General features: G+C 73.1%; 18 protein-coding genes. 12 read left to right on the top strand and 6 right to left on the bottom strand.

What is annotated here, in order from left to right; all coding sequences use genetic code 11:
* Positions 1 to 51: 51 nt before the first annotated feature.
* Positions 52 to 633 carry an adenylate kinase gene (locus tag RB608_RS04660; protein ID WP_308086639.1) on the bottom strand — a complete coding sequence of 194 codons (582 nt, stop codon included), beginning with the start codon at positions 631 to 633 and terminating at the stop codon, positions 52 to 54.
* Positions 633 to 2,600, bottom strand: a complete 1,968-nt coding sequence (gene acs / locus RB608_RS04655) for an acetate--CoA ligase (RefSeq protein WP_308086638.1) — start codon at positions 2,598 to 2,600, stop codon at positions 633 to 635. The genes RB608_RS04660 and acs overlap by 1 nt, the downstream gene beginning before the upstream one ends.
* 108 nt (positions 2,601 to 2,708) lie before the next feature.
* Between acs and RB608_RS04650 the strand changes: the two genes are divergently transcribed.
* The 5 genes from RB608_RS04650 (at position 2,709) to RB608_RS04630 (ending at position 8,240) form a co-directional block, all read left to right on the top strand.
* A complete protein-coding gene (locus tag RB608_RS04650) occupies positions 2,709 to 3,467 on the top strand; it encodes a LuxR C-terminal-related transcriptional regulator (protein ID WP_308086637.1) in 759 nt (252 codons plus the stop codon).
* Positions 3,468 to 3,575: 108 nt separating this feature from the next.
* Positions 3,576 to 5,054 carry an amidase gene (locus RB608_RS04645; RefSeq protein ID WP_308086636.1) on the top strand — a complete coding sequence of 493 codons (1,479 nt, stop codon included), beginning with the start codon at positions 3,576 to 3,578 and terminating at the stop codon, positions 5,052 to 5,054.
* Entirely contained in the window at positions 5,051 to 6,385 is a 1,335-nt protein-coding gene (locus RB608_RS04640) for a cytosine permease (protein ID WP_308086635.1), read from the top strand. Before RB608_RS04645 ends, RB608_RS04640 begins: the two co-directional genes overlap by 4 nt.
* Before the next feature lie 68 nt (positions 6,386 to 6,453).
* Positions 6,454 to 7,467 (top strand): helix-turn-helix transcriptional regulator, encoded by a 1,014-nt coding sequence (locus tag RB608_RS04635; RefSeq protein ID WP_308086634.1) that lies wholly within the window; start codon positions 6,454 to 6,456, stop codon positions 7,465 to 7,467.
* A 95-nt stretch (positions 7,468 to 7,562) separates the two neighbouring features.
* Entirely contained in the window at positions 7,563 to 8,240 is a 678-nt protein-coding gene (locus RB608_RS04630; RefSeq protein ID WP_308086633.1) for a methyltransferase, read from the top strand.
* Between the two features lie 202 nt (positions 8,241 to 8,442).
* Here RB608_RS04630 and RB608_RS04625 read toward each other — a convergent pair whose 3' ends face one another.
* Complete coding sequence (locus tag RB608_RS04625; RefSeq protein WP_308086632.1) at positions 8,443 to 9,099, bottom strand: hypothetical protein; 657 nt, start codon at positions 9,097 to 9,099, stop codon at positions 8,443 to 8,445.
* A gap of 62 nt (positions 9,100 to 9,161) precedes the next feature.
* Here RB608_RS04625 and RB608_RS04620 point away from each other — a divergent pair, with 62 nt between their 5' ends.
* Complete coding sequence (locus RB608_RS04620; protein ID WP_308086631.1) at positions 9,162 to 9,731, top strand: helix-turn-helix domain-containing protein; 570 nt, start codon at positions 9,162 to 9,164, stop codon at positions 9,729 to 9,731.
* A gap of 80 nt (positions 9,732 to 9,811) precedes the next feature.
* On the opposite strand, the gene RB608_RS04615 is transcribed toward RB608_RS04620, so the two are convergent.
* The gene (locus RB608_RS04615) at positions 9,812 to 10,360 is read right to left on the bottom strand and encodes an AAA family ATPase (RefSeq protein WP_308086630.1); all 549 of its coding nucleotides are present in this window, start codon (positions 10,358 to 10,360) and stop codon (positions 9,812 to 9,814) included.
* Between the two features lie 90 nt (positions 10,361 to 10,450).
* The gene (locus RB608_RS04610) at positions 10,451 to 10,750 is read right to left on the bottom strand and encodes a GNAT family N-acetyltransferase (RefSeq protein WP_308086629.1); all 300 of its coding nucleotides are present in this window, start codon (positions 10,748 to 10,750) and stop codon (positions 10,451 to 10,453) included.
* 167 nt (positions 10,751 to 10,917) lie between these two features.
* Here RB608_RS04610 and RB608_RS04605 point away from each other — a divergent pair, with 167 nt between their 5' ends.
* Positions 10,918 to 12,285 (top strand): phospholipase D-like domain-containing protein, encoded by a 1,368-nt coding sequence (locus tag RB608_RS04605; RefSeq protein WP_308086628.1) that lies wholly within the window; start codon positions 10,918 to 10,920, stop codon positions 12,283 to 12,285.
* On the opposite strand, the gene RB608_RS04600 is transcribed toward RB608_RS04605, so the two are convergent.
* Positions 12,278 to 13,882: an ATP-binding cassette domain-containing protein gene (locus tag RB608_RS04600; protein ID WP_308086627.1), complete on the bottom strand. Its 1,605-nt coding sequence runs from the start codon at positions 13,880 to 13,882 to the stop codon at positions 12,278 to 12,280. The two genes, RB608_RS04605 and RB608_RS04600, sit on opposite strands and share 8 nt — an antisense overlap.
* A 260-nt stretch (positions 13,883 to 14,142) precedes the next feature.
* Here RB608_RS04600 and RB608_RS04595 point away from each other — a divergent pair, with 260 nt between their 5' ends.
* The 5 genes from RB608_RS04595 (at position 14,143) to RB608_RS04575 (ending at position 22,133) form a co-directional block, all read left to right on the top strand.
* The gene (locus tag RB608_RS04595; RefSeq protein WP_308086626.1) at positions 14,143 to 14,784 is read left to right on the top strand and encodes an ABC transporter ATP-binding protein; all 642 of its coding nucleotides are present in this window, start codon (positions 14,143 to 14,145) and stop codon (positions 14,782 to 14,784) included.
* Positions 14,781 to 16,259 (top strand): DUF6297 family protein, encoded by a 1,479-nt coding sequence (locus RB608_RS04590; protein ID WP_308086625.1) that lies wholly within the window; start codon positions 14,781 to 14,783, stop codon positions 16,257 to 16,259. Before RB608_RS04595 ends, RB608_RS04590 begins: the two co-directional genes overlap by 4 nt.
* An 84-nt stretch (positions 16,260 to 16,343) precedes the next feature.
* Positions 16,344 to 17,111, top strand: coding sequence for an SDR family oxidoreductase (locus RB608_RS04585; RefSeq protein WP_308086624.1), 768 nt, complete (start codon positions 16,344 to 16,346; stop codon positions 17,109 to 17,111).
* A 33-nt stretch (positions 17,112 to 17,144) separates the two neighbouring features.
* The gene (locus tag RB608_RS04580; protein ID WP_308086623.1) at positions 17,145 to 18,362 is read left to right on the top strand and encodes an acetyl-CoA C-acetyltransferase; all 1,218 of its coding nucleotides are present in this window, start codon (positions 17,145 to 17,147) and stop codon (positions 18,360 to 18,362) included.
* A gap of 171 nt (positions 18,363 to 18,533) precedes the next feature.
* Positions 18,534 to 22,133: an HtaA domain-containing protein gene (locus RB608_RS04575; protein ID WP_308086622.1), complete on the top strand. Its 3,600-nt coding sequence runs from the start codon at positions 18,534 to 18,536 to the stop codon at positions 22,131 to 22,133.
* The last annotated feature ends 257 nt before the right edge of the window (positions 22,134 to 22,390 follow it).

Genomic DNA, 22,390 nt, shown 5'->3' with positions numbered 1-22,390 from the left:
GCGGACCATGGACGTCCCGGAGCCGAGCCGGCTCTCCGGACCAGGCACAGCTCAGGCGTCCGGCCCGGCCGCCGCCGCGACGGCGCTCTCGACCCGGAGCCGCACCTCCTCCATCGAACCGGTGCCGTCGACGCGGTGCAGCAGGCCGCGGTCGCCGTAGGCCCGCACGAGCGGGGCGGTCTGGTCGGCGTACACCGCCAGCCGGTGCCGGACGACGTCCTCGGAGTCGTCGCTGCGCCCGCTGACGGCCGAGCGGCGCAGGATGCGCGCGACGAGCTCGTCGTCGGGGACGGTCAGCGCGACGACACCGTCGACGCCGGTGCCGCGGGCGTCGAGCAGGGCGTCGAGGGCGGCCACCTGGGCGCCGGTGCGCGGGTAGCCGTCGAGGACGAAGGACCGCGCGGCATCGGGCCGGCCGAGGCGGTCGCGCACCATGTCGTCGGTGATCTCGTCGGGGACGTACTCGCCGGCGGAGATGTACTTCTCCGCGAGCCGGCCGAGCTCGGTACGCCGCGCGATGTTGTCGCGGAAGAGGTCGCCGGTCGAGATGTGCGGACCTCCGACGAGAGAGGCGAGCGCGCCGGCGTGGGTGCCCTTGCCGGCGCCCGGCGGTCCCATGATCAGCAGGCGCATCAGTCGTCCGCCCCCTGCGTGGGCGTGGCCATGCCGGCGGCGATCAGGTCCATGACCGAGCTGTCGGCCAGGGTGGTCGCGTCGCCCACCCTGCGGTGCTCGGCGACGTCGCGGAGCAGCCGTCGCATGATCTTGCCGGAGCGGGTCTTGGGCAGCTCGGGGACGACGACGATCTGCTTCGGCTTGGCGATCGGCCCGATCTCGCGGGCGACGTGGCTCCGCAGCGCGGCCACCAGCTCCTCCTCGGGGGTGTCCGCCGAGTCGCGCAGGATGACGAAGGCGACCACGGCCTGGCCGGTGGTGTCGTCGGCGGCGCCGACGACGGCCGCCTCGGCCACCGTGGGGTGGGAGACGAGGGCCGACTCGATCTCCGTGGTCGAGAGCCGGTGCCCGGAGACGTTCATGACGTCGTCGACGCGGCCGAGCAGCCAGATGGCGCCGTCCTCGTCGCGACGCGCGCCGTCGCCGGCGAAGTACATGCCCTCCCAGCGCGACCAGTAGGTGTCCCGGTAGCGCTCGTCGTCGCCCCAGATCGTGCGCAGCATCGAGGGCCAGGGGTCGCGCACGACCAGGTAGCCGCTCTCGCCGTCAGCCACCGAGCGGCCGGCGTCGTCGACGACGTCGGCGGTGATGCCGGGGACGGGCGCCATGGCCGATCCCGGCTTGGCCGCCGTGACGCCCGGCAGCGGGCTGATCATGTGGCCGCCGGTCTCGGTCTGCCACCAGGTGTCGACGATCGGCGCGGCACCGCCGCCGATGTGCTCGTGGTACCACCGGTGGGCCTCGGGGTTGATCGACTCGCCGACCGAGCCGAGGACGCGCAGGCTGGAGAGGTCGTACTGCGCGGGGATCTCCTCGCCCCACTTCATGAACGTCCGGATCGCGGTGGGAGCCGTGTAGAAGAGCGTGACGGCCTTGTCCTGGATGATCTCCCACCACCGCCCGCGGTGCGGCGTGTCCGGGGTGCCCTCGTAGAGCACCTGGGTCGCGCCGTTGGCGAGCGGTCCGTAGACCAGGTACGAGTGCCCGGTGACCCAGCCGATGTCGGCCGTGCACCAGTAGACGTCGCCGGGCTTGTGGTCGAAGACGCCCCAGAACGTGTAGGCGGTCTGGACGAGGTAGCCGCCGGTGGTGTGCAGGATGCCCTTGGGGCTCCCGGTCGTGCCGGAGGTGTACATGACGTAGAGCGGGTGCTCGGCGTCGAACGCCTCGGGGACGTGCTCGTCGGACGACCCGGCGACGGCCTCGTGCCACCACAGGTCCGTCGCTTCGTCGAACGGCACGTCCTGACCGGTCCGGCGTACGACGAGCACGTGGTCGACCGGGTTGTCGCCGGCCAGCTTGGCCAGGGCCTCGTCGACGGCCGGCTTCAACGGCGAGGCGGTGCCGCGGCGGTACCCGCCGTCGGCGGTGATGACGACCTTGGCCGCACAGTCGGCGATCCGGCTGGCGAGCGCGTCGGAGCTGAAGCCGCCGAAGACCACGGTGTGCGGGGCGCCGATGCGGGCACAGGCCAGCATCGCGACGACCGCCTCGGGGATCATCGGGAGGTAGAGGGCGACCCGGTCCCCGGCCTCGACGCCGAGCTCGGTGAGGAGGTTGGCGGCGCGGCACACCTCCGCTTGGAGCTCGGCGTACGTGATGTCGCGGCTGTCGCCGGGCTCCCCGACGAAGTGCAGGGCGACCCGGTCGCCTGCGCCGGCGGCGACATGGCGGTCGACGCAGTTGTACGCGGCATTGAGCCGCCCGCCCACGAACCACTTCGCGAAGGGCGGGTTCGACCAGTCCAGCACCTCGGTGAACGGCTCGGCCCAGTCCAGCCGGGCCGCCTGCTCGGCCCAGAAGCCCAGCCGGTCCTCGGCCGCGCGGTCGTAGGCGTCGGCCCGCAGGTTCGCCTGCCGGGCGAGCTCCGCGGGCGGGATCAGCGCCGGAAGGTGGTGGGCCGTGGTGTCGGTGTCGTGGGACATCTGCTTGCCTCCGTGGGGTGCGCCCGCGAGAATCACGGGTGCGTCGTGGTCTGCGCCACATGCTCAAGTGCCCGAGTGTCCGTCCGGCACGTCCGAAGGTAGGTAGTGGTGTCCGTGGATCTCATGCGCCCGAGCGACATGGCCCTGATCAAGCAGGCCAGCCGCGAGGTCCGCCAGGCGATCCGTGGAGCCGTCTCCTTCGCCGGCCTCTACGACCAGGGCCAGGTCCGCGTCACCGCGGTGGCGGGCGCGGCGACCCGGAAGCTGAGCTCGATCGTGCTGATGCCCTCGCGCGGCCTCGGCGGCCGCAGCTGGGACGTCCGGCGCCCGCTGGTCGTGGACGACTACGCCACCGCCGACGAGATCACCCACGACTTCGACGACCAGATCCTCGGCGAGGGCATCGTCACCCTCGCGGTCGCGCCGATCATCGTGCGCCGCCGCATGCGGGGCCTGCTGTACGCCGGGACGCGCTCACCTGCCCGGGGCCCCGAGCTGGTCCGCTGCCTGGAACGCCAGGCCGGGCAGGTCGCCCACGAGCTCGACGTCCGCGACCAGGTCGACCTGCGCCTGCGCATGCTGCTCGCCGCGGAGGCGATCCGCACGGTGCCGGCCCGCCTCGAGAGCCGCCGCGCCGGCCCCGACGAAAGCGCACCGCCGGGGGAGCCGGAGACCGAGCTGACGCCGCGCCAGGTCGACGTCCTCGCGCTGGTGGAGCTGGGCCTGCGCAACGCCGAGATCGCCGAGCACCTCGGGCTCTCCCTCCCGACGGTCAAGAGCTACCTGCGGGCCGCGATGGCCCGGCTGCACGCCGGCACGCGGCAGGCAGCGGTCGTCGAGGCGCGCCGGCTCGGACTCCTGTCCTAGCGCTGGCAGACCTACGTATTTCACCCGATGTAAGCCCCCGTCCCTCCTCCCTAGCGTGTGCGGCACGTCACAAGTGCGCTGGCATCCGCGCCCTGTCTGGAGGAAGCAATGGACGAACTACTGGACGCGGGGGCGGCCTCGATCACGAGCGCGGTGCGCGCCCGCGAGGTGTCTCCCGTCGAGGTCCTCGATGCGACGCTGTCGCGGATCGAGCTGATCAACCCGCTGCTCAACGCCGTCACCTTCGTCGCGTACGACGAGGCGACGTCGCGCGCGGTCGAGCTGGAGCGCCGGATCGGCGCCGGCGAGGACGTCGGCCCCCTGGCCGGCGTACCGACGCTGATGAAGGACCTCTTCGGCCATCGGCCCGGCTGGCCGGCGACTCTCGGGCAGGTGCCCGGGCTGCTGGGCCGCAGGGCGACGGGCTGGAGCGTGTTCCCGTCGCGGATGGAGGCGGCCGGCGCGATCGTCGTGGGCCAGACCAACAGCCCCGTGTTCGGCTTCCGTGGCACCACGGACAACACGGTGACCGGCCCCACGCGGAACCCGCACGACCTGGACCGCAACGCGGGCGGGTCCTCTGGGGGGAGCGCGGCGGCGGTCGCGGGCGGTCTGGTCCCGGTGGCGGGTGCCACCGACGGCGGCGGCTCGATCCGGATCCCGTCGGCCTGGTGCGGCGCCGTCGGCTTCCAGCCCTCCGCGGGCACGATCCCCTTCGTCAACCGCCCCAACGCGTTCGGCCACGCGCTGTTCCTGTACGAGGGCCCGATCACGCGCAGCACCGAGGACTGCGCGCTGGCCCTGGCGGCGCTGGCGGGCCCCGACGTCCGGGATCCGCTGAGTGTCGGCGCACCGGTGCCTCGCTTCACCGACCGCCTGGGGGAGCGCTCGCTGCGGGGCGTCCGGATCGGCGTCACCGCGGACTTCGGCATCTTCCCCGTCGAACGCGAGATCGTGCGGACCTTCCACGAGGCCGTCCGGGTCCTCGAGTCGCTGGGCGCCGAGGTCGAGGAGGTGGCGTTCGACTGGAGGCACAGCCACGCCGAGCTCACCGAGACCTGGTGCCGGACCACGGCGGTGGGTGCCTACGAGGGGTTCCGTCAGCTCCTCGACGAGGGCTACGAGTGGGACACGCTCGGGCCGCTGCCCGCGCAGCTGACCGAGCGTGTGCGGCGGGTGCCGGAGCTCGGCATCGACAGCCAGATCGAGGACGCGCGGACCCGCACCCACGTCTACGACGAGATGCTCCGGGTGTTCGCGACGTACGACCTCGTCGTCTCGCCGACGGTGGCCGCGATGCCCGTGCCGAACGGCGACGACGGCGACACCGTGGGGCCGTCCAGCATCGAGGGCGAGCCGGTCGACCCGCTGATCGGCTGGTGCATGACCTATCTGACCAACTTCACCGGCAACCCCAGCGCATCCGTGCCGATGGGCACCGTCGGCGGTCTGCCGGTGGGCCTGCAGGTGATCGGCCCGAGGTACGGCGACGCCGAGGTCCTCCGGGCGATCTCGGCGTTCGAGCTGGCCCGACCCTGGCCGCGCGTGACGGTGCCCACCCCCCTTCGTAAGGAGAGCAGGCGATGAGCCTCCCCGCATCCCGGACGACCGAGACGGTCCGGCCCGCCGACCACGACCACTCCGTGCTCTCCGACGAGTACGAGAACTCGCCCGTACCGCTCAGCGCGCGCCGCTCCCTGGTGTCGAACGTCCTGGTGTGGATGGGCTTCCCGATGATCCTCACCTGCGCCGTCTCGGGCGGGCTGATCGTGGCGGCGCTCGGACTGGCCCAGGGCGCGCTCGCCATCGTGGTGGGCAACCTGGTCCTCTTCGCCTACACCGGGCTGATCGGGATCGTGTCGACCCGGCACGGCCTGAACTTCCGCCTCCAGTCGGCGATGACCTTCGGGAGGGACGGCTCCACGATCATCACGGGGGCCATGGCGACGATCGTGGTGGGCTGGTTCGCCGTCCAGGTGGCGCTGACTGGGGAGAGCATGGCCGACGCCTTCGGGGTCGACGTCCTCGTCGTCACCGTCGCCGCCGGGCTGCTCTACACCGGGTTCACGGTGCTCGGCGTCAAGGCGCTGACCCTGATCGGGTACGTGTCGATCCCGCTGTTCCTGGTCTTCGGTGTGTGGGCGGCCGTCGAGTCGACGTCGTCGGCCGGCTGGTCGGCGGTGGGCTCGTTCCGTGGCGACGGGTCGCTGACGTTCGGCTTCGCCGTCACGATGGTCATCGCCCTGTTCGTCGACGGCGGCACCATGACCGGCGACTTCAACCGGTGGGCGAAGACGCCCCGCCACTCGCTGATCTCCACGGCCGGCGCCTTCCCGTTCGCCAACACCGTCTCGATGCTCCTGGGCGGTCTGATCGTCGCGGCCACGGGCTCGGCCGACGACGCCAACTTCTTCGGCCGGTTCGCCGACCAGGGCGGTCTCCTCGCCGTGCTGGCGATCCTGCTGCTGTTCTTGAACCTGGGCAGCGTGTGCGCGCACAACCTGTACCTGTCCGCGGTCGGCTGGGCGAGCCTGAGCCGGCGGAGCATGCGGGTGACCGCCTCCGTCATCGGCATCCTCGGGATCGTCATCGCGGTCTCCGGTGCGTGGAACCACTTCAGCACCTGGCTCTCGCTCCTCGGCGTCCTCGTGCCGTCGCTGGGCGCGGTGATGATCGTCGACCAGCTCGTGGTCCGTCGGGTCGGCTGCGAGATCGTCTCCGCCGGCTACCGGGTCCACGCCTTCGCCGGCTGGGCGGGTGGAAGCGTGTGCGCGGGTCTCGCGGAGGCGTTCGCACCGCAGCTCTCGACCGCCGTGGTCGGCATGGTCGCCGGCGCCCTGGCCTACCTGCTCATCCACCTGGTGTTCGCCGACCGGCCGGGACGACGGCTCGACGAGGTGGAGCAGCGGGTGTCATGACCCCACCGGCAGCCTCGCCCAGGTCCGCCTCCGGATGCGTAGAGTACGGGTGGCGCACGGAGGTGGACATGGGCGGCGCATACCCCGCAGCTCAGGCGATCGAGGCCGCCTGGCGCGTTCCGGGAATCGTGGCCGGCGTGGCGTCGGCCGCCGATCGTGCCGAGGCGGTGTTCGACGAGCTGCGCCACATCATCCCGTACGCCGCCATCCAGCTGGCCCGCTGGGACTTCGCGAACGACACCCATCGCGTGATCGCGAGCCGGGGCTACTCGGCCGCGGTGCTCGCATCCCTGTACAGCGAGCGGTACCGCAACGACCGGGTGTGGTCGGTCGTCGCGAGCAAGCCCGGCCCGGTCTTCTGGGAGGACTGCCCCTTCGACCCGAAGGGCTCGGGGTTCTACTCGACGGTGCTCGAGCCGAACGGCTACGGCGAGGGCGCGACGATGCTGATGCGCTCGGACGACGGCGGCTACCTCGGCATGCTGACCGTCAACATCGAGGACTCCCGGGCCCCCGTCGAGGGCACCCGCTCGCTCCTGGGCGTGGCCGGGGCCGCCCTGCTTCCCCTCGTCGCCCCGGACCGCAACGCCCACGCGCTGGTCCTGCAGTGCGCCCCCGGTGCCGACGCGGTCGCCGTTCAGGACGCGAGTGGCGGCTGGCAGCCTCTCCGCCACTGGCCGATGCCCCCGGCCGACCTGCTGGTGTACGTGGACGGGTCGCGGTCCGTCCCCTCCCGGGCCCGGTTCCCGTGGTTCGACGAGCGCGAGCGCGGCCGCGGCGTGAGCGCCCACGTCCAGGTGCTGCCCACCGGTGATCGCACCTATCCCACGGTGCTGACGCTCCAGCGGGCCCCGACCCCGTTCGGCCTCACCCGGCGGGAGGTGGAGATCCTCTCGCTCGCCGCCGGTGGCCTGTCCAACGCCGAGATCGCCGCGGCGCTGCATCTCAGCAGCCGCACGGTGAGCACCCACATGGACCACGTCCTCGGCAAGCTGCAGGTGAGTTCGCGCACCGCAGCCGCGATCAAGGCGGCCGACCACGCGATCCTGTCGCCCGACAGGCGGGTATCGCCGCCTCGTTGAGCAGCCGGCACCGGAGCTTCGTGCGCCAGGCCCTCGGTTGCTCGGCGGTGCCGTGGGTATCTCCCCGTCATGAACAGCACGCACCCGGGCGCCGCATGACGACGCGCCCCCCGGCCGCGCGGACCGCGCAGGCCGCGCCGCTGACGACGGCGTTCGGGCCGTTGTCGATCTCCTTCGACCACCGGGTCCTCGCGCCGCGGGAGTGGACCACCTCCCAGTCGCACTGGGCGCGCGAGCTGCTCGACGGTGCCCCGCCCGGTGCGGTGCTGGAGCTGTGCTGCGGCGCGGCGCACATCGGCCTCCTGGCGGTCCACGGGACCGATCGACGGCTCGTGTGCGTCGACGTGGATCCGGTGGCGTGCGACTACGCGGCGGCCAACGCGGCCGCGGCCGGGCGTGCTGAGCTCGTCGAGGTACGACGCCAGGAGCTGGGGTCGTTCTCGGCCGCCGAGCCGTTCCCCGTGATCATCGCCGACCCGCCGTGGGTGCGCTCCGAGCTGGTCGGCTGCTTCCCGGCGGACCCGCTGCTGGCCATCGACGGCGGTGCCGACGGTCTGGATCCGGCACGCGCGTGTGTCGCCGTCATCGACCGCTGCCTGCACGCCGACGGGAGTGCCCTGCTCCAGCTGGGGTCTTACGCCCAGGCCGACCTGTTGCGGGCCGAGCTCCCCGACTCGCTGGTGGTCGTCGAGACGCGAGCGGAGCCGGGGCGTGGGCTCGTCGTGAAGCTGGTCCGGCCCGACACGACCGGCGAGCCCGGCGCCCGGGCCTGAGCCAGCGGAGGGGCGACCCCGGCCGGCAGGTGCTTGCCCACCCCGACCAGGGCCTCGCCGACGTAGGAGCATCGACTGCACCTGAACTACCCGCCGACGTGCCGGTCAGACGGCGTACCGGCCGGCTTTCTCGGTCGGAGGGACATGCCACGGCGCCTCGTGACGTGCCGGACCTCCGGCCCCGCAGCGGCGTCCGAGCGCCTCAGTCCTCCACCAGGGCGCCCGCCTGGCGGGCCAGCTCCGGCGCCAGGTCCACCGCCTGGCCGAGCGAGAGGACGACGCCGGTGAGGCTCTCGGCCCAGATCAGCTCGCCGATCTCGGCGCCGCGCAGGTCGAGGGCGCCGACGGCCGACCGGTGCACCACCAGCCGCTCGATGCGGCTGCCGGGGAAGGCGACCCGCTTCCCCGTGGCCTCCGACAGGTCGAGCTCGTCGACCGGGCAGTCGGCGATGGTGACGTCGACGAGCTCGGAACCGCGCAGGTTCACGTAGCTCGCCTTGACGCCCCGCAGCGCCACACAGCTCCAGGTGGACGTGTACGACTCGAGGACGCCGATCCGTCCGCCCTCGACGACCAGGTCGCGCCACCGGCTGCGCCAGCCGTGGAGACTCACCACCTCCGGACGCTCCCAGCGCAGGTCGCGCAGCGAGGACCGCTGTGCGTCGACCGTCTCGAACCGGGCACGGTCCAGCACGCAGGACTGCAGGGTGGCGTCGGTGATCTCGAGGAGCGCACCGCGGGGCTCCTCGAACCGAAGTCCCTCGAGGTCCGCGCGGGGGCCCAGCTGGTCGGGAGTGCCCGGGGACAGGTCGCCGAGATCGGGGCGGGGCGCTTGCGGCGCGCGTGAGCGGCTGGTCATCCGACCTCCTAAGTGGGACACTGTGTACCACTTCATTCCTATCACAGGGTCGAGGAGGAGCGATGGGGGAGGCGCGCGCCGACGCCCGGCGCAACCGGGACCTCGTGCTGGAGGCGGCGATCGCGGCCCTCAGCGAGGACCCGGAGGCCGGCATGGTGGAGATCTCCGCGCGGTCGGGGCTGGGGCGCTCGACGCTCTACCGGCACTTCCCGAGCCGGGAGGCACTGATCCTGGCGATCCGCGAGAAGGTCGCCGCCGCCGAGCGTGCCGCGTTCCGCGAGGCCGTCGCGGCCGGGGGTGGGACCCCGCAGGTGCTGCGCGCCCTGGCGGCCGCGATCGTCCGGGTCGGCGTCGAGTTCGGGGCCGTGGCCGTGGCCGTGCCGGCCGCGCCGGCGTCCGACGACGACCTGCGGCGCCCGCGCCCGGACGAGCCGCTGCTGGCCTGGCTCGCGGACCAGGCCGCGGCGGGAGCGCTGACCGCGAGCCTGTCGCCGACCTGGATGTACTCGATGATCCACGGGACGGCACGCGCCGCACTCGAGGACGTCCAGGTCGGGCAGTGCTCGGGCGCCGAGGCCGGCGTCCTCCTCGGCGAGGTGTTCGTCCGGGCCTTCGGCGTCGACGGCTGCTAGGGCAGGAGAGCCCCGAGCCTGGTCTGACGAACGCGAGCACCTCGCGCCGCCGGGAGGTCAGCTGCTGTCGCGCCGCCCGCCTATCCCAGCCCCTGTCGCGTCTCGGCGGCGCTGGCCAGGACGGCGTCGACCGTCTCGTCGACCGTCAGGCCCGAACTGTCCAACCACAACCCGATCCGGGGAGTGTCGGCCCGCAGTCCCCGGTCCAGATCCTCGGGCGTCCAGACGCCATAGCCGGTCTTGGCGCGACCCGCCTCGCGTTCGGCCACCACGTCGGGGGACGGGCACAGCACCACCACTCCCGCATCGCGGCTCCGCAGCAGGCCGGCCACCCGGCCCAGCGTCGGGCCCAGGATCACGTCCTGCCACACCACGGTGAAGCCGCCTTCGGCGTACTCCGCCGCGACGGTTGCCGCCAGGCGCTGGCGCAGGTCCAGTTGACGCATCGCCTCGGCCGGCAGGCCCGGCGTCACCTCGACCCGGCCGGAGACGATCATGCGGCGGAACACGTCGCCGCGCAGATGCACGGCCTTCGGCAGCCGTTCCGCCAGCGCCTGGGCGACCGTCGACTTGCCGGACGCCATGATGCCGGTGACGACGAGGATGCTGGGGACGGGGTTCGGTTCCACGGGCCTCTTCTCTCAGGGCCGGGACGATGCGGCAGGGACCGGCCTCGGCCGGCCCGATCAGGGGTGCCGTCACCGGGTCTGGCGGCAGGGTCAGTCGGTCACGCTGCTCGGGCGCGCGCCGTAGAGCAGGTCGGCGTACTCGCGGTGCCGGCCGATCCAGGCGGTGATGAACGGGCAGACCACCAGCGCCCGGAGGCCGCGGGCGCGCACCTCGTCCAGCGCGGCCCGGGCGAGGGCACCACCCACGCCCTGGCCCTCGTACGCCGGGTCCACCTCGGTGTGCGTGAACACCATCAGCTCGTCGGTGAGCTGGTACTCTGCCCAGCCGGCCAGCTGGCCGTCCACCACGGCCTCGAAGCGCTTCCGGTCGGGCTGGTCCGCGATCTGCACACTTCCAGCCTTTCCGGGAAGTCCCCGCCGGTCAAGGCCGGCGCGGCTTACGGCGTGTCTGCCTCGACCGGGGTTCGCGCGCCCCGTCGGTTGGGTAGGGTCCCTTGGTCAGCTCGGCCGAAGTAGGGGGATGCGGGATCGTGGCGACTGGGTGGGGGATCGCGTCGATGCAGGGACGAGGCCGGAGGCTGGTGTCGACGGCGTTGGCGCTGCTCGTCGCCGTGACGGTGCTCGTGGCCGGGCACGGCATCCTCGTCCCGGCGCGGGCCGCCGCGCCGGAGCCCGTGGTGGCTCCGGCGGCCGCGACGGCGGAGAAGCCGAACCCCAAGTACGTCGCGAAGCCGGGGATCACGTTCAACCACCCCTTCCGCAACGGGAAGCGCGGCAAGATCCACCGCCGGATCGTCAAGGCGCTCAAGAACGCGCCCGCTGGCGCCACCGTGCGGGTGATCACCTGGAACTTCGACTCGCCCTATCTCGCACGCAAGTTCATCGACGCGCACAACCGGGGCGTGTCGGTGCAGATCATCATGTCGCGTGGCCTGGCCCGCTCGCAGGGCGGCAACCCGGCACGGTCGTACCCGATGATGCTGCGGGCCTTCGCGCGGGGGGAGAAGAAGCGCCCCGAAGGCCTGAGGAGCTGGATCCGCACCTGCAAGCAGACCTGCCGCGGCAAGCGCGGGTCGATGCACTCCAAGCTCATGCTGGTCAGCCGCTCCGGCGCCACGAACTGGATCGTGATGCAGGGCTCCGGCAACTTCACCGGCGCCGCGGCCGTGCAGCAGTTCAACGACTGGACCACCGTCACGGAGAACAAGGAGCTCTACGACGGCTGGATGCAGATGTGGGACCAGGCCACCCAGGACCGGAACTTCCCGGCGATGCGGTTCACCGTCGGCAACATCACCACGATGTTCGCCCCCCACAAGGGCAACGTCGATCCGGCCCTGTCGGTGCTCAACAAGGTGCAGTGCACCGGCGCCACCAACACCCCGGACGGGCGGACGAAGGTCCGCATCGCCAATGCGGTGTGGGGTGAGGAGCGCGGCGCCCGGATCGCCCGGAAGGCCCGTCAGCTCGACCGCGCGGGCTGCGACGTCGAGATCGTCTTCATGATGATGCAGCGCCGGATCCGCGGCATCCTGCGGGGGATGCGGGCCAAGCAGATGGTCTACATCTACGGCGAGGAGGCCGACAAGTTCAAGGACCGCTACGTCCACATGAAGGGCCTGGCGGTCCAGGGCAACGTCGACGGCCGCGGCGACGGCAACGTGGTGCTGTCCAGCAGCGAGAACTGGACCCGGCTCGGCTGGCACTCCGACGAGGAGAACATCATCATCCGGGGTGACGCGGCGATGACGGCCAAGTACGTCAAGCACGTCGACATGATCTATCGCCAGGCGCCGCGCACCCTGAGCAACTACGTCAACTCCGCCGACCCGGACCCGACGCCGCGCCGCGACGGCTACCGGGACGAGGGCTATCTCGGCCCGAAGGACTACCCCTTCCACGAGCTCGAGGCCGAGCTCAGCTGAGCTCGGCGGCCCGGGACAGCCGGCCCTGGCCGTCCAGGGTCAGCACCGTGTCCAGGCCCAGGCTCTCCAGGAAGGGCCGGTCGTGGCTCACGACCAGCAGGGCGCCCCGGTAGCCCGACAGCGCCTCGGTCAGCTGAGCGACACTGGCGATGTCGAGGTTGTTGGTCGGCTCGTCGAGGATCAGCAGCTCCGCCGGCGGCTGGGCGAGGAGCAGGGTGGCGAGGGACACCCGGAAGCGCTCGCCCCCCGAGAGGGAGGTGACCGGGCGGTCGACACTCGATCCGCGCAGGAGCAGCCGGGCGAGCTGGTTGCGGATGGTGCTGTCGGGTACGCCGGGTGCCACGCGCCGTACGTTCGTCATCGCGTCCGCCGCCTCGTCGAGTCCGTCCAGGCGCTGCGGGAGGAAGCCGACGCGATCGGTCAGCAGCCGGCCCGCCGGCGCGTCAGCGACGGGCGGCAGGTCGTGCACGAGCTGGTGCAGCAGGGTCGACTTCCCGGTGCCGTTCGGGCCGACGAGCGCGACCCGCTCCGGGCCCTGGACGACGACCGTCCGGTCCGCCTGGGTGAGCTCGAGCAGCCGTCGGCCACGCGGCACGGCGGGGTCGGGCAGCGCCAGGCTGATGTGCTCCTCGCGGCGGAGCCGGGCGTCGGCGGAGTCGACGGCGGCCTGGGCCGCGCTCACCTTCTCGTCGAGGGTGGCGCGCAGCGACCCGGCGGCGTTCTGGGCCTTGCTGGCCCGGTTGCCCGCGAGAATGCGGGGGATGCCGCCGTCCTTCTGGGTCCGGCGTGCGGTGCGTTCCCGGTGCGCGAGCTTCGTCTCGGCCTCGGCGCGCTGGCGCCGCTCGACCTTCAGCGCCTGCTGGGCCGAGCGCGCGGCCTGCTGGGCGGCCGCCTGCTCCTGCTCCAGGTGCGCCTGCCAGGCGCGGTAGGTGCCGCCGAAAGTGGTCAGCCCGCCGTCGTACAGCTCGGCGGTGTGGTCGACGTGCTCGAGCAGCTCGAGGTCGTGGCTCACGATCACGAGGGCGCCGGGCCACTGGTCGACGAACCCGGCGAGCCGCGCCCGGGTCGGCCGGTCGAGGTTGTTGGTCGGCTCGTCGAGCAGCGTGATCGGGGTGCGCCGCAGGCGCATGCCGGTGACGGCGATGAGCATCGCCTCGCCCCCGGACAGCTCGGCCACCCGGCGGCCGAGGTCCCGGGCACCGAAGCCGATCTGGTCCAGCAGCTCGTCGGAGCGTGCCTCGATGTCCCAGTCGTCGCCGATCGTGTCGAAGTGGCGGGGGTCGGGATCGCCCCGCTCGATGGCGTCGATGGCGTCGATGATCGACTGGATGCCGAGCAGCCCGGCGATCGTCGTGTCGGACTGGAGGGTGAGGGTCTGCGGCAGGTAGCCGACCTCCCCGGCGACGTCGACGTGGCCGGAGGTGGGGCGCAGCAGGCCGGCGACGAGGCGCAGCAAGGTGGACTTGCCCGCGCCGTTGCGTCCGACGAGCCCGGTGCGGCCGGGGTTGATCGACCCGTTGAGCCGGGCGAGGGCGAGTGTCCCGTCGGGCCACTCGAAGGTGAGGTCGCGCAGGGTGATGACAGCGTTGCTGGACATGACTGGGTCCGTTCGTGATGGGCCGGCACGGCTCCGCGGGGGAGCAGGCGGCATCGGCCCGGATGAGGGGTTGACGTCAGGTCCGGCCGGGGGCAGGTGCGGTCCGCGGGACTCGCCTCGACGGCGTCCGTGCGCGCGGAGCAGGCCGCCCGGTCGGGGCGGCTAGCGTCTGTCGACCTCGATCACGGGGCCCAGCCTACGTGCCGCCGGTCCGCCGTCCCCCATCGGTGGGAGGAGGGTCGGTCTGGGAGTCTGGCTCCGTGACGGAAGCAGTCCTCTCGGTGCGCGGGCTCACGCGCTCGTTCGGTGACCACCGCGTGCTCGCGGACCTCGACCTCGACGTACCCGCGGGGCGGGCCGCCGTGCTGGTGGGCCCCAACGGGGCGGGCAAGTCCACGGCGCTGCGCTGCATCACCGGCGTGGACGAGGCCGACGCGGGCACGGTGACGGTGCTGGGGGAGGCCCTCGACGAGCGCTCGGCCACGATCCGGGCCGCGCTGGCCGTGGTCATGGACGACCTCGACTTCTTCCCCGACCTCACCGTGGTCGAGCACCTCGACCTGTTCGCCCGCGCCCACCGGACCGACGACGCCGACGACGTCGTCGACGACGTGCTGGAGGAGGTCGGACTCACCGCCCAGTCCGGTCAGCTCCCGACGTCACTCTCCTCGGGCCAGCGGCGCCGGCTCGCGCTGGCGAGCGCCTTCGTCCGGCCCCGGCGGCTGCTCGTGCTCGACGAGCCCGAGCAGCGCCTGGACCAGGAGGGGCTCGAGTGGCTGGTGACCCGGCTGCGGGCCGAGAAGGAGGCCGGGCTGGCGATCCTGCTGGCCAGCCACTCGCCGCGACTGGTCGACGCGGTCGCCGACGACGTGGTCCGCCTGGCCGGCGTGGGGGGCCCGTGACCACCGAGTCGCGCGAGCTCTGGGCCGACATCCGGCACTGGCGGCGCAGCCGCCGCACCCTCTCCGTCGGCGAGGCGCTGCAGGACCTCTACATCGGGGTGTTCGCGGTGCTGATGCTCGGCTCGATGCTGATCAGCGTCCTGGTCAACCTGTCCGACGTCGGCGACCGGGCCTGCGTCGCGGCCGAGTGCGCGGCGGCCCGCTCGCTGCTGCCCTGGCTGGTCGTGGGCACGGCACTGGCGGTGCTCTGGTCGCTCGCACGGATGGTCGGGCCGGTGGCCGTGAGCCCCGGCGTGGCCGGGTGGCTGCTGCCCGCCCCGGTCGACCGGGGCGAGCTGCTCCGCGGCCGGGCGCGCGGGACGGTGCTGCTCGCCGCCGCCCTGGTCGCCCCGGTCGCGGCGGGCGCCGCCACCCTGGCCGGGTTCGAGGTCCCCGTGCTGGCGCTGTTCACGGCGGGCGCGGCCGGCCTGGCGGCGTACGGCGTCGGGGCGCTGGTGCACGCCCAGACGGTCGGCCGCCGGCGCCACCCGGCGCTCCTCCTCGGCCCGGTCAGCCTGGTCGCGGTGGCGGCGGGGCTCGCCGCGATCGCGTTCTCCGTCGAGCCGGCCCTGTCCGCCGGCTCCCGCGCCCGGGTGCCGGCCCTGGCCGGGGTGCTGCTCGTGTGGGCCGGCGTGGTGGTGGCCCTCGTCCGGGCCCGGATCCTGACCGCGCGCCTGCGTCGCCGCGACGTGGCGCCCGGCGGCGTCCTGGTCCCCGGCCTGGGTGGCGCCCTGGCGACGCTGGACCTGGCGCTGATGTTCGACGTCCTCGTCGCGCACGCCACTGCCCGTCGCGGCGTCGTCCGGCCGCGGCGCGGGGGTCCGCGGGGGCTCGCGGCCCTGACCTGGCGCGACGTGATCCGGCTGCGGCGGCACCCGGGCCGGCTGGTGCTGCTGGCCGGCTCGCTGCTGGTCCCCTACGCCGTCGCGGCGGTCGGCGGCCGGGTGGTGGTCGTGCTGGTCGAGGTGCTGGTCTGCTTCGTCCTCGTCGTGCCCTTCCTGGTCGCGTTGCGGGTGCTGACCCGCTCGTCGGGGATGGTGCGGATGTTCCCGACCCCCCTCGGCCCGACCCGGGCCGCGGCCGTCGTCGTCCCCGGCGTCCTGCTGCTGGCGCACGGTCTGCTCAGCGCGCCCGCACTGGGCCGGACCCTCGACGCGACCGTGGGCGACCTCGCGCTGCTGGGCGCGGCGTCCGGGCTCGGTGGGCTGGCGGCGGGGGTGCGCTGGGTCACCGGCCGGCCTCCCGACTACGGGCGCCCGCTCGTCTCCACGCCGGCCGGCGGCGTGCCGACGAACCTCTACGGAAGCGCGCTGCGCGGGTTCGACATCGCCGTGCTGACCGCCCTGCCGATGCTGCTGGCCCCGACCGGCGGTGGCGCCGTGGTGAGCGGGCTGCTGTCGGTGGGCGTGATCGCCTACCTGTGCGGCAGGAGGTGATGGTCCGCCTCAGCGCGGACTAACCTAGCACTTGCTTGGTTTGGGGCCTATGATCGTCACCGCAGTGACGACGAAAGGGTTCCCGTGGCGTACAGCATCGACATGACCGGTCAGGTGGTGCTCGTGACCGGCGGGGGCCGCGGCGTCGGCGACGGCATCGTGCAGGCCTACCTCGAGGCGGGTGCCGAGGTGGAGATCTGCGGTCGCAGCACCCCCGACGCGCTGCGCGAGATCGCCGGCCGCCGGCCGCACTTCACCGCCGTCGACGTGCGCGAGGCCGACCAGGTCGCGGCGTGGGTGGAGGACGTCGTGAGCCGGCGCGGGCGGCTCGACGTCGCCGTCAACAACGCCGGGGGAGCGCCGTACGCCGATTTCGCCGCCGCCTCCCCGCGCTTCCACGCCAAGATCAACGACCTCAACTTCATGTCCGCGGTTTTCGTCGCCCTCGCGGTCCACCCACATCTGCGGGCGGCCGGCGGCTCGATGGTCAACATCACCTCGATCTCCGCCCGACGGTCCAGTCCGGGCACCGCCGTGTACGGCGCCGCGAAGGCGGCTCTCGAGAGCCTCACCGCGAGCCTCGGGGTCGAGTGGGCGCCGGACGTGCGCGTCAACGCGGTCAGCTGCGGCCTGGTCGAGACCCCCGGGTCCGCCGACCACTACGGCGACGCCGAGCAGTTCGCGCGGGTCGCCGCCACCATCCCGCGGGGCGTCTTCGCCCGCCCGCTCGAGGTGGGCCAGGCCTGCGTCCTGCTGTCCTCGCCGCTCGCCGCCCACGTCACCGGGGCCGTCCTCAACGTCGACGGCGGCGGCGAGTGGCCCGCCTTCCTCCAGCACACCCCCAACGCCTGACCAAGCGGCCAGGCCGACCCACCAGGAGCCACCGTGCCCGAAGCAGTCATCGTCTCCGCCGCCCGCTCGCCGATCGGCCGCGCCTACAAGGGCTCGCTGCGCGAGATGCGGCCCGACGATCTCGCCGCGCAGATGGTCGACGCCGCGCTGTCCGCCGTCCCCGAGCTGGACCGGAGCCTGGTCGAGGACCTGATCGTCGGCTGTGCCCAGCCCGCCGGCGAGCAGGGCTACAACATCGGCCGGATGGTCGCGCTCCGGCTCGGCCTGGACGGCGTTCCCGGCGCCACCGTGCACCGCTACTGCGCGTCGTCGCTGCAGGCGACCCGGATGGCGCTGCACGCCATCCGCTCCGGCGAGGGCGACGTCTTCGTCGCCGCGGGAGTCGAGTGTGTCTCCCGCTTCGAGCGCGGCAAGGCCGACGGCATGGCCGACACCCGCAACCCGTTGTACGCCGCCGCGGCGGCCAGGGCGGCGGCACGGGCCGCCGCCCGCGAGCCGTGGGTGGACCCGCGCGCGAGCGGCGAGCTGCCCGACATCTACCTCGCGATGGGCGAGACCGCCGAGAACGTCGCGTCGTACCGCGGCGTCACGCGGGCCGCGCAGGACGCGTACGCCGTGCGCAGCCAGAACCTCGCCGAGGCGGCGGCGCAGCGCGGCTTCTGGAAGACCGACATCACGCCCGTCACCCTCGCCGACGGCACCGTCGTCGACAGCGACGACGGTCCGCGCGCCGGGGTCACCCTGGAGAAGGTCGCCGCCATGCAGCCGGTCTTCCATCCCGAGGGCACCGTCACGGCTGCCAACTGCTGCCCGCTCAACGACGGTGCCGCCGCGCTCGTCGTGATGAGCGACACCCGGGCCGCCGAACTCGGCATCACCCCGCTGGCCCGGGTCGTCGCGACCGGCGTCTCCGCGCTGAGCCCCGAGATCATGGGACTCGGCCCGGTCGAGGCCAGCCGCCAGGCGGTGGCCCGCGCGGGTCTCTCCCTCGGCGACCTCGATCTGGTCGAGATGAACGAGGCCTTCGCGGCCCAGGTGCTGCCCTGCATCGACGAGCTCGGCCTCGACCTGGACCGCGTCAACGTCAACGGCGGCGCGATCGCGCTCGGCCACCCGTTCGGCTCCACCGGCGCCCGGATGGCCACCACCCTGATCCACGGCCTCCAGGAGCGCGACGCGCAGTTCGGTCTCGAGACCATGTGCGCCGCCGGCGGCCAGGGCATGGCGATGGTGCTCGAGCGCCTGTCCTGACGCACGCGTCGGACCGGCCGCGGGGGTGCGCCCTCGCGGCCGGTCTCTTTTTCCGACGTCTTGTCAGAAAGATCTCCGGTGTGCCAATTTAGGTATGGCAAACCTAACCTGCGGCGCTCGGGCGACCGCACCGGACCCCAGGTCCGGCTCGTTCCCAGGAGATCACCACCGATGACAACGACGAGGCGCAGCCCCTGGGCGCCGCCCGAGCGATCCCGACCGGCCCCCCGCCGTACCCGCCGACGCAGCCGTCGGACCGGACGCCTGACGGCCGCAGCCACCGCAGCGGGGGTCGTCCTCGGCCTCCTCGTGGTCGGCGCCCCGCCCCCCGCGCAGGCGGCGGAGGGCGCGATCACGGACGCCACCCTGGACTGGGGCATCAAGACGTCCTTCCGCACCTACATCGAAGGTTCGATCGCGCACGGCGCGATCGCGACGACCGGCGGCGTGAGCCGCAACGCCGACGGCAGCTTCCGGTTCGCGGGCGGCGCCGGCACCTTCGACGACGCGGGCAACCTCACCCGGATCACCTTCCCCGGCGCGGTCAGCTTCGATGGCCACGACGGCCAGCTCGACCTCGACATCGACGACGTCAGGATCGACCTCAACGGCGATCAGAGCGTCGTTCGGGCCGACATGACGAGCAAGGACATGACGACCGGCCAGGTGGTGGCCTACCCGGACGTCGTGGTCGCGACCCTCGACCCCGAGGCGGGCGAGTACGCCGGCGCGGGCGGCATGTCGACCTGGTCGGCGATCCCCGCCCGCCTCACGGCGGCGGGCGCTCCGGCCTTCGGCGGCTTCTACGCCGGCGGTACCGAGCTCGACCCGGTCGCCCTGAGCTACACCGGGCCGGGCGGCCCGCCGGTCGTCACCACCGAGACCTGGGACCCGCAGGGCCAGCCCGCCTACGCCAACACCAGCGTCCTCCACGACGACTTCCAGGGGACGGGGCTGACCTACGACACCGACCACGACTGGCTGTGGACGCGCAACTACAACACCGGCCAAGTCGTCGCCTTCGACGCGGCGACGCTGGAGCGGAAGGTGACCGTCACGGTGCCCGGCCAGAACCCGCGCCATGTCGTGTACTCGCCGCAGCACGACCGCGCGTACGTCATCGACACCGCGGTGACGGTCATCGGGCAGGACGACGACGGCGCCTGGACGGTCCTGGACACGCTGCCGGTGCCGGGCACCGGCGCGAGCAACGACATCGCGGTGAATCCCGCCACGGGGGAGGTCTGGGCCTCGTGGCAGCAGGGCACCGCCGCACTGCGGGTCTACACCCTGCAGGCCGACGGCACCCACGCCCACCGCGACATCGCCTACCCCGAGGGGTCGACCCCCGGCACCGTGCTCTTCTCGCGCGACGGCCACGGCATCGCGATCGGCGCGGTCTACCAGGGCCAGGCGGTGGGCGCCTTCCGGATCGTCGGCGCGCCCGGCGCGGAGTCGATCGAGCCGGCCGACGGCGTACCCGTCGGGACGGGCTACGGCATCCTCGACGACGGCACCCTCGTGCAGGCCGCGACGGACTACACCGACTACCCGGTCGTCCGTTCCGGCGTGCTGCGCTGGGAGCTGACCGACGCCGGGTACGTCGCGTCCGACCCGCTCATCCCCTTCGCGACCAGCCCGGACGTGGGCGGCGGCCAGTCCAGCATCCGCGGCAGCGGCGACCTGCTCGCCCTGGCCAGCTCCAACTCGCGCGAGCTGCGCATGTACCTCCACGGGAGGCTGAGCAAGGTCCGCGGCTTCGGTACGACGATCGCGGGCACCGTGGTCCATGGTGACGCGGTCTACGTCCTCTCGGCCAACAGGTACGTCCACCGGCTCGAGCTCGCGGGTGCGACGCCACGGTTCGGCACCGAGCCCGGGGACACGACCGTGACCCTCGACGCCGGACAGGCCACGCGGCCGGTGACCTTCCGCGCGGCGCTCGCCGACGACGCGACCGGCGACCTGCGGTGGCAGGTCAGGGCCCCCGATGCCCGCCGCTTCGCCGACGTCGACGGTGCCACCGGACCGACGCTGGAGCTCGCCGCCGGGACCGCCGACGACGGCACCGAGGTGCGGGTCGTGGCGACGAACACGATCGGCACCGTCGTCTCCGCGACCGCGACACTCACCGTCCGGTCCGCGCCCGCGGTCGTGGGCGCGCCGCGCTCCGTCTCGGTCAGCGCCGGGAGCTCCGCTGTCTTCACCACGACCTTCACCGGCCTGCCCGCGCCGGAGCTGGTCTGGGAGCGGCAGGTGAGCGGGTTCTGGCAGCCGATCGCCGCAGACGACCAGAACTTCGTCCTCGCGGAGGGCTCGTTGATGGTCCCCGACACCGACGTCGCGCAGAGCGGCACCCGGTTCCGGGCGCGGATCCGCAACGCGGTAGGCACCGTCCGGTCCGCGGTGGCCACGCTGACCGTCACCCCGACGATCACGATCCCCGACGACGGGCTGGCGCTGGACGGCGTGAGCCTCGAGTGGTCGGGCAACGAGGAGGTCCAGTCGGCACCGCCGTTCGGCGGCTCGAACTACCTCTCGGCCGGCGTCTCCGACGGCGACGAGGCGACCTACCGCTCGGCGGCCGGGGAGGTCGCGGTCGTGCATCGCGACGCCGCGGGCGCGGAGTCCCCGGCGACGTACGGGACCCGGGGTGCATCGGTGGGCGGCACGGTGACGCAGCTGGTCCGCCTCTCCGGAGGACACGCGCGGATCGAGGCCGACGGATCCGCGTCGGTGGCGTGGGACGGCTCGTTCAGCGTCAACTTCTACGGCGGCCTGGTGCCGTTCACGCTCACCGACCCGCACCTGTCCGTCGAGTCCGACGGCACGGGCACGCTGCGCGCGGACCTCGCGGGCTATGCCGCGACGATGGAGAACCCGAACGACCGCAGCCCGCTCGACCCGGTGGCGGACGTGACGATCGCGACCTACCAGGGCATCGAGCTGGACCCGGCCGGCGCGGTGACGATCACCCCCGACTACGCCGGCGTGGAGCTGGACGTCCCGAGCGGGCAGACCCCGCAGGACCGGAGCGCGGCCGGCTGGGGGTCGTGGCCACAGGCGTTCGTGGACGTCCACTTCGCCACCGGCCTGTCGTCGTACTGGTACTCCTCGGGCGGGGCGGCGGACGCGAAGAAGGCGCCGCGTCCCTCGGTCGTCGACTTCACCGCTGCCGAGCAGGTCGCGGGTGCGACCGCGCCGGTGATCACCGGACAGCCCGGCTCGGTGTCGGCGCGCCTCGGCGAGCCGGCCGCCCTCCGCGTCACGGCGACCGGGCCCGGCCTGGCCTACCAGTGGCAGCGCCGGATCGGATCCTCCTGGATCTCGGTCGAGGGCGAGACGACCGACCGGCTCGTCATCGCGGCCGTCGAGGCAGCGGACTCCGGCGCCCGGTTCCGGGTCCGGGTGTCCAATGCGAAGGGCGCGGTACTCTCCGCGCCGGCGATCCTGTCGGTCCTCTCGACCGCGCAGCGGGCCACGGTGAGCTTCGCCAAGGTGAAGGTCGCGAAGGCGCCGACGCGCAGCAGGCCCGGTCGGCTCCGGGTGCTGCTGACCGCGTCGGACGGTGCTCCGGTCGACGGCACGATCCGGGTCGTGCTGAAGAAGGGCGGCGTGACCAGGAAGGTCCGGGCCACGGTGGTCGACGGCCGTGCTGTCGTCGCGCTGCCTCGGCTGTCGAAGGGCCGCTGGAAGGCCACGGTGACGTCGAAGGCGTCGGGGACCCACGATGCCGCGACCACGACCACCAAGGTCACGGTGGTCCGCTGACGGGGTCGATCTGAGGCGGACATCCGGGCGCCGGTCCAGCCGGCGCCCGGATGCCCCGTGGTGTACGCCCGAGGCGATCCTCGGCGGCCTCTCGACGTCCTGGCGGCGTACGCTGATCGGCGAGGACCCGGACAAGTGGCTCTACCTCGGCGTCGACGGATCGGGCAGGCTGCTGGAGATCGTCACCATTCAGGGAGATGATGGAGACGAAGTCGTGATCCATGCGATGAAGTCGCGCAAGAAATACGTGCCGAGAG

The organism is Nocardioides sp. LHD-245 (assembly GCF_030929495.1).
Lineage (GTDB): Bacteria > Actinomycetota > Actinomycetes > Propionibacteriales > Nocardioidaceae > Nocardioides.
The sequence above is the reverse complement of the archived record's forward strand: the minus strand, read 5'-3'. Positions and strand labels throughout refer to the sequence as shown.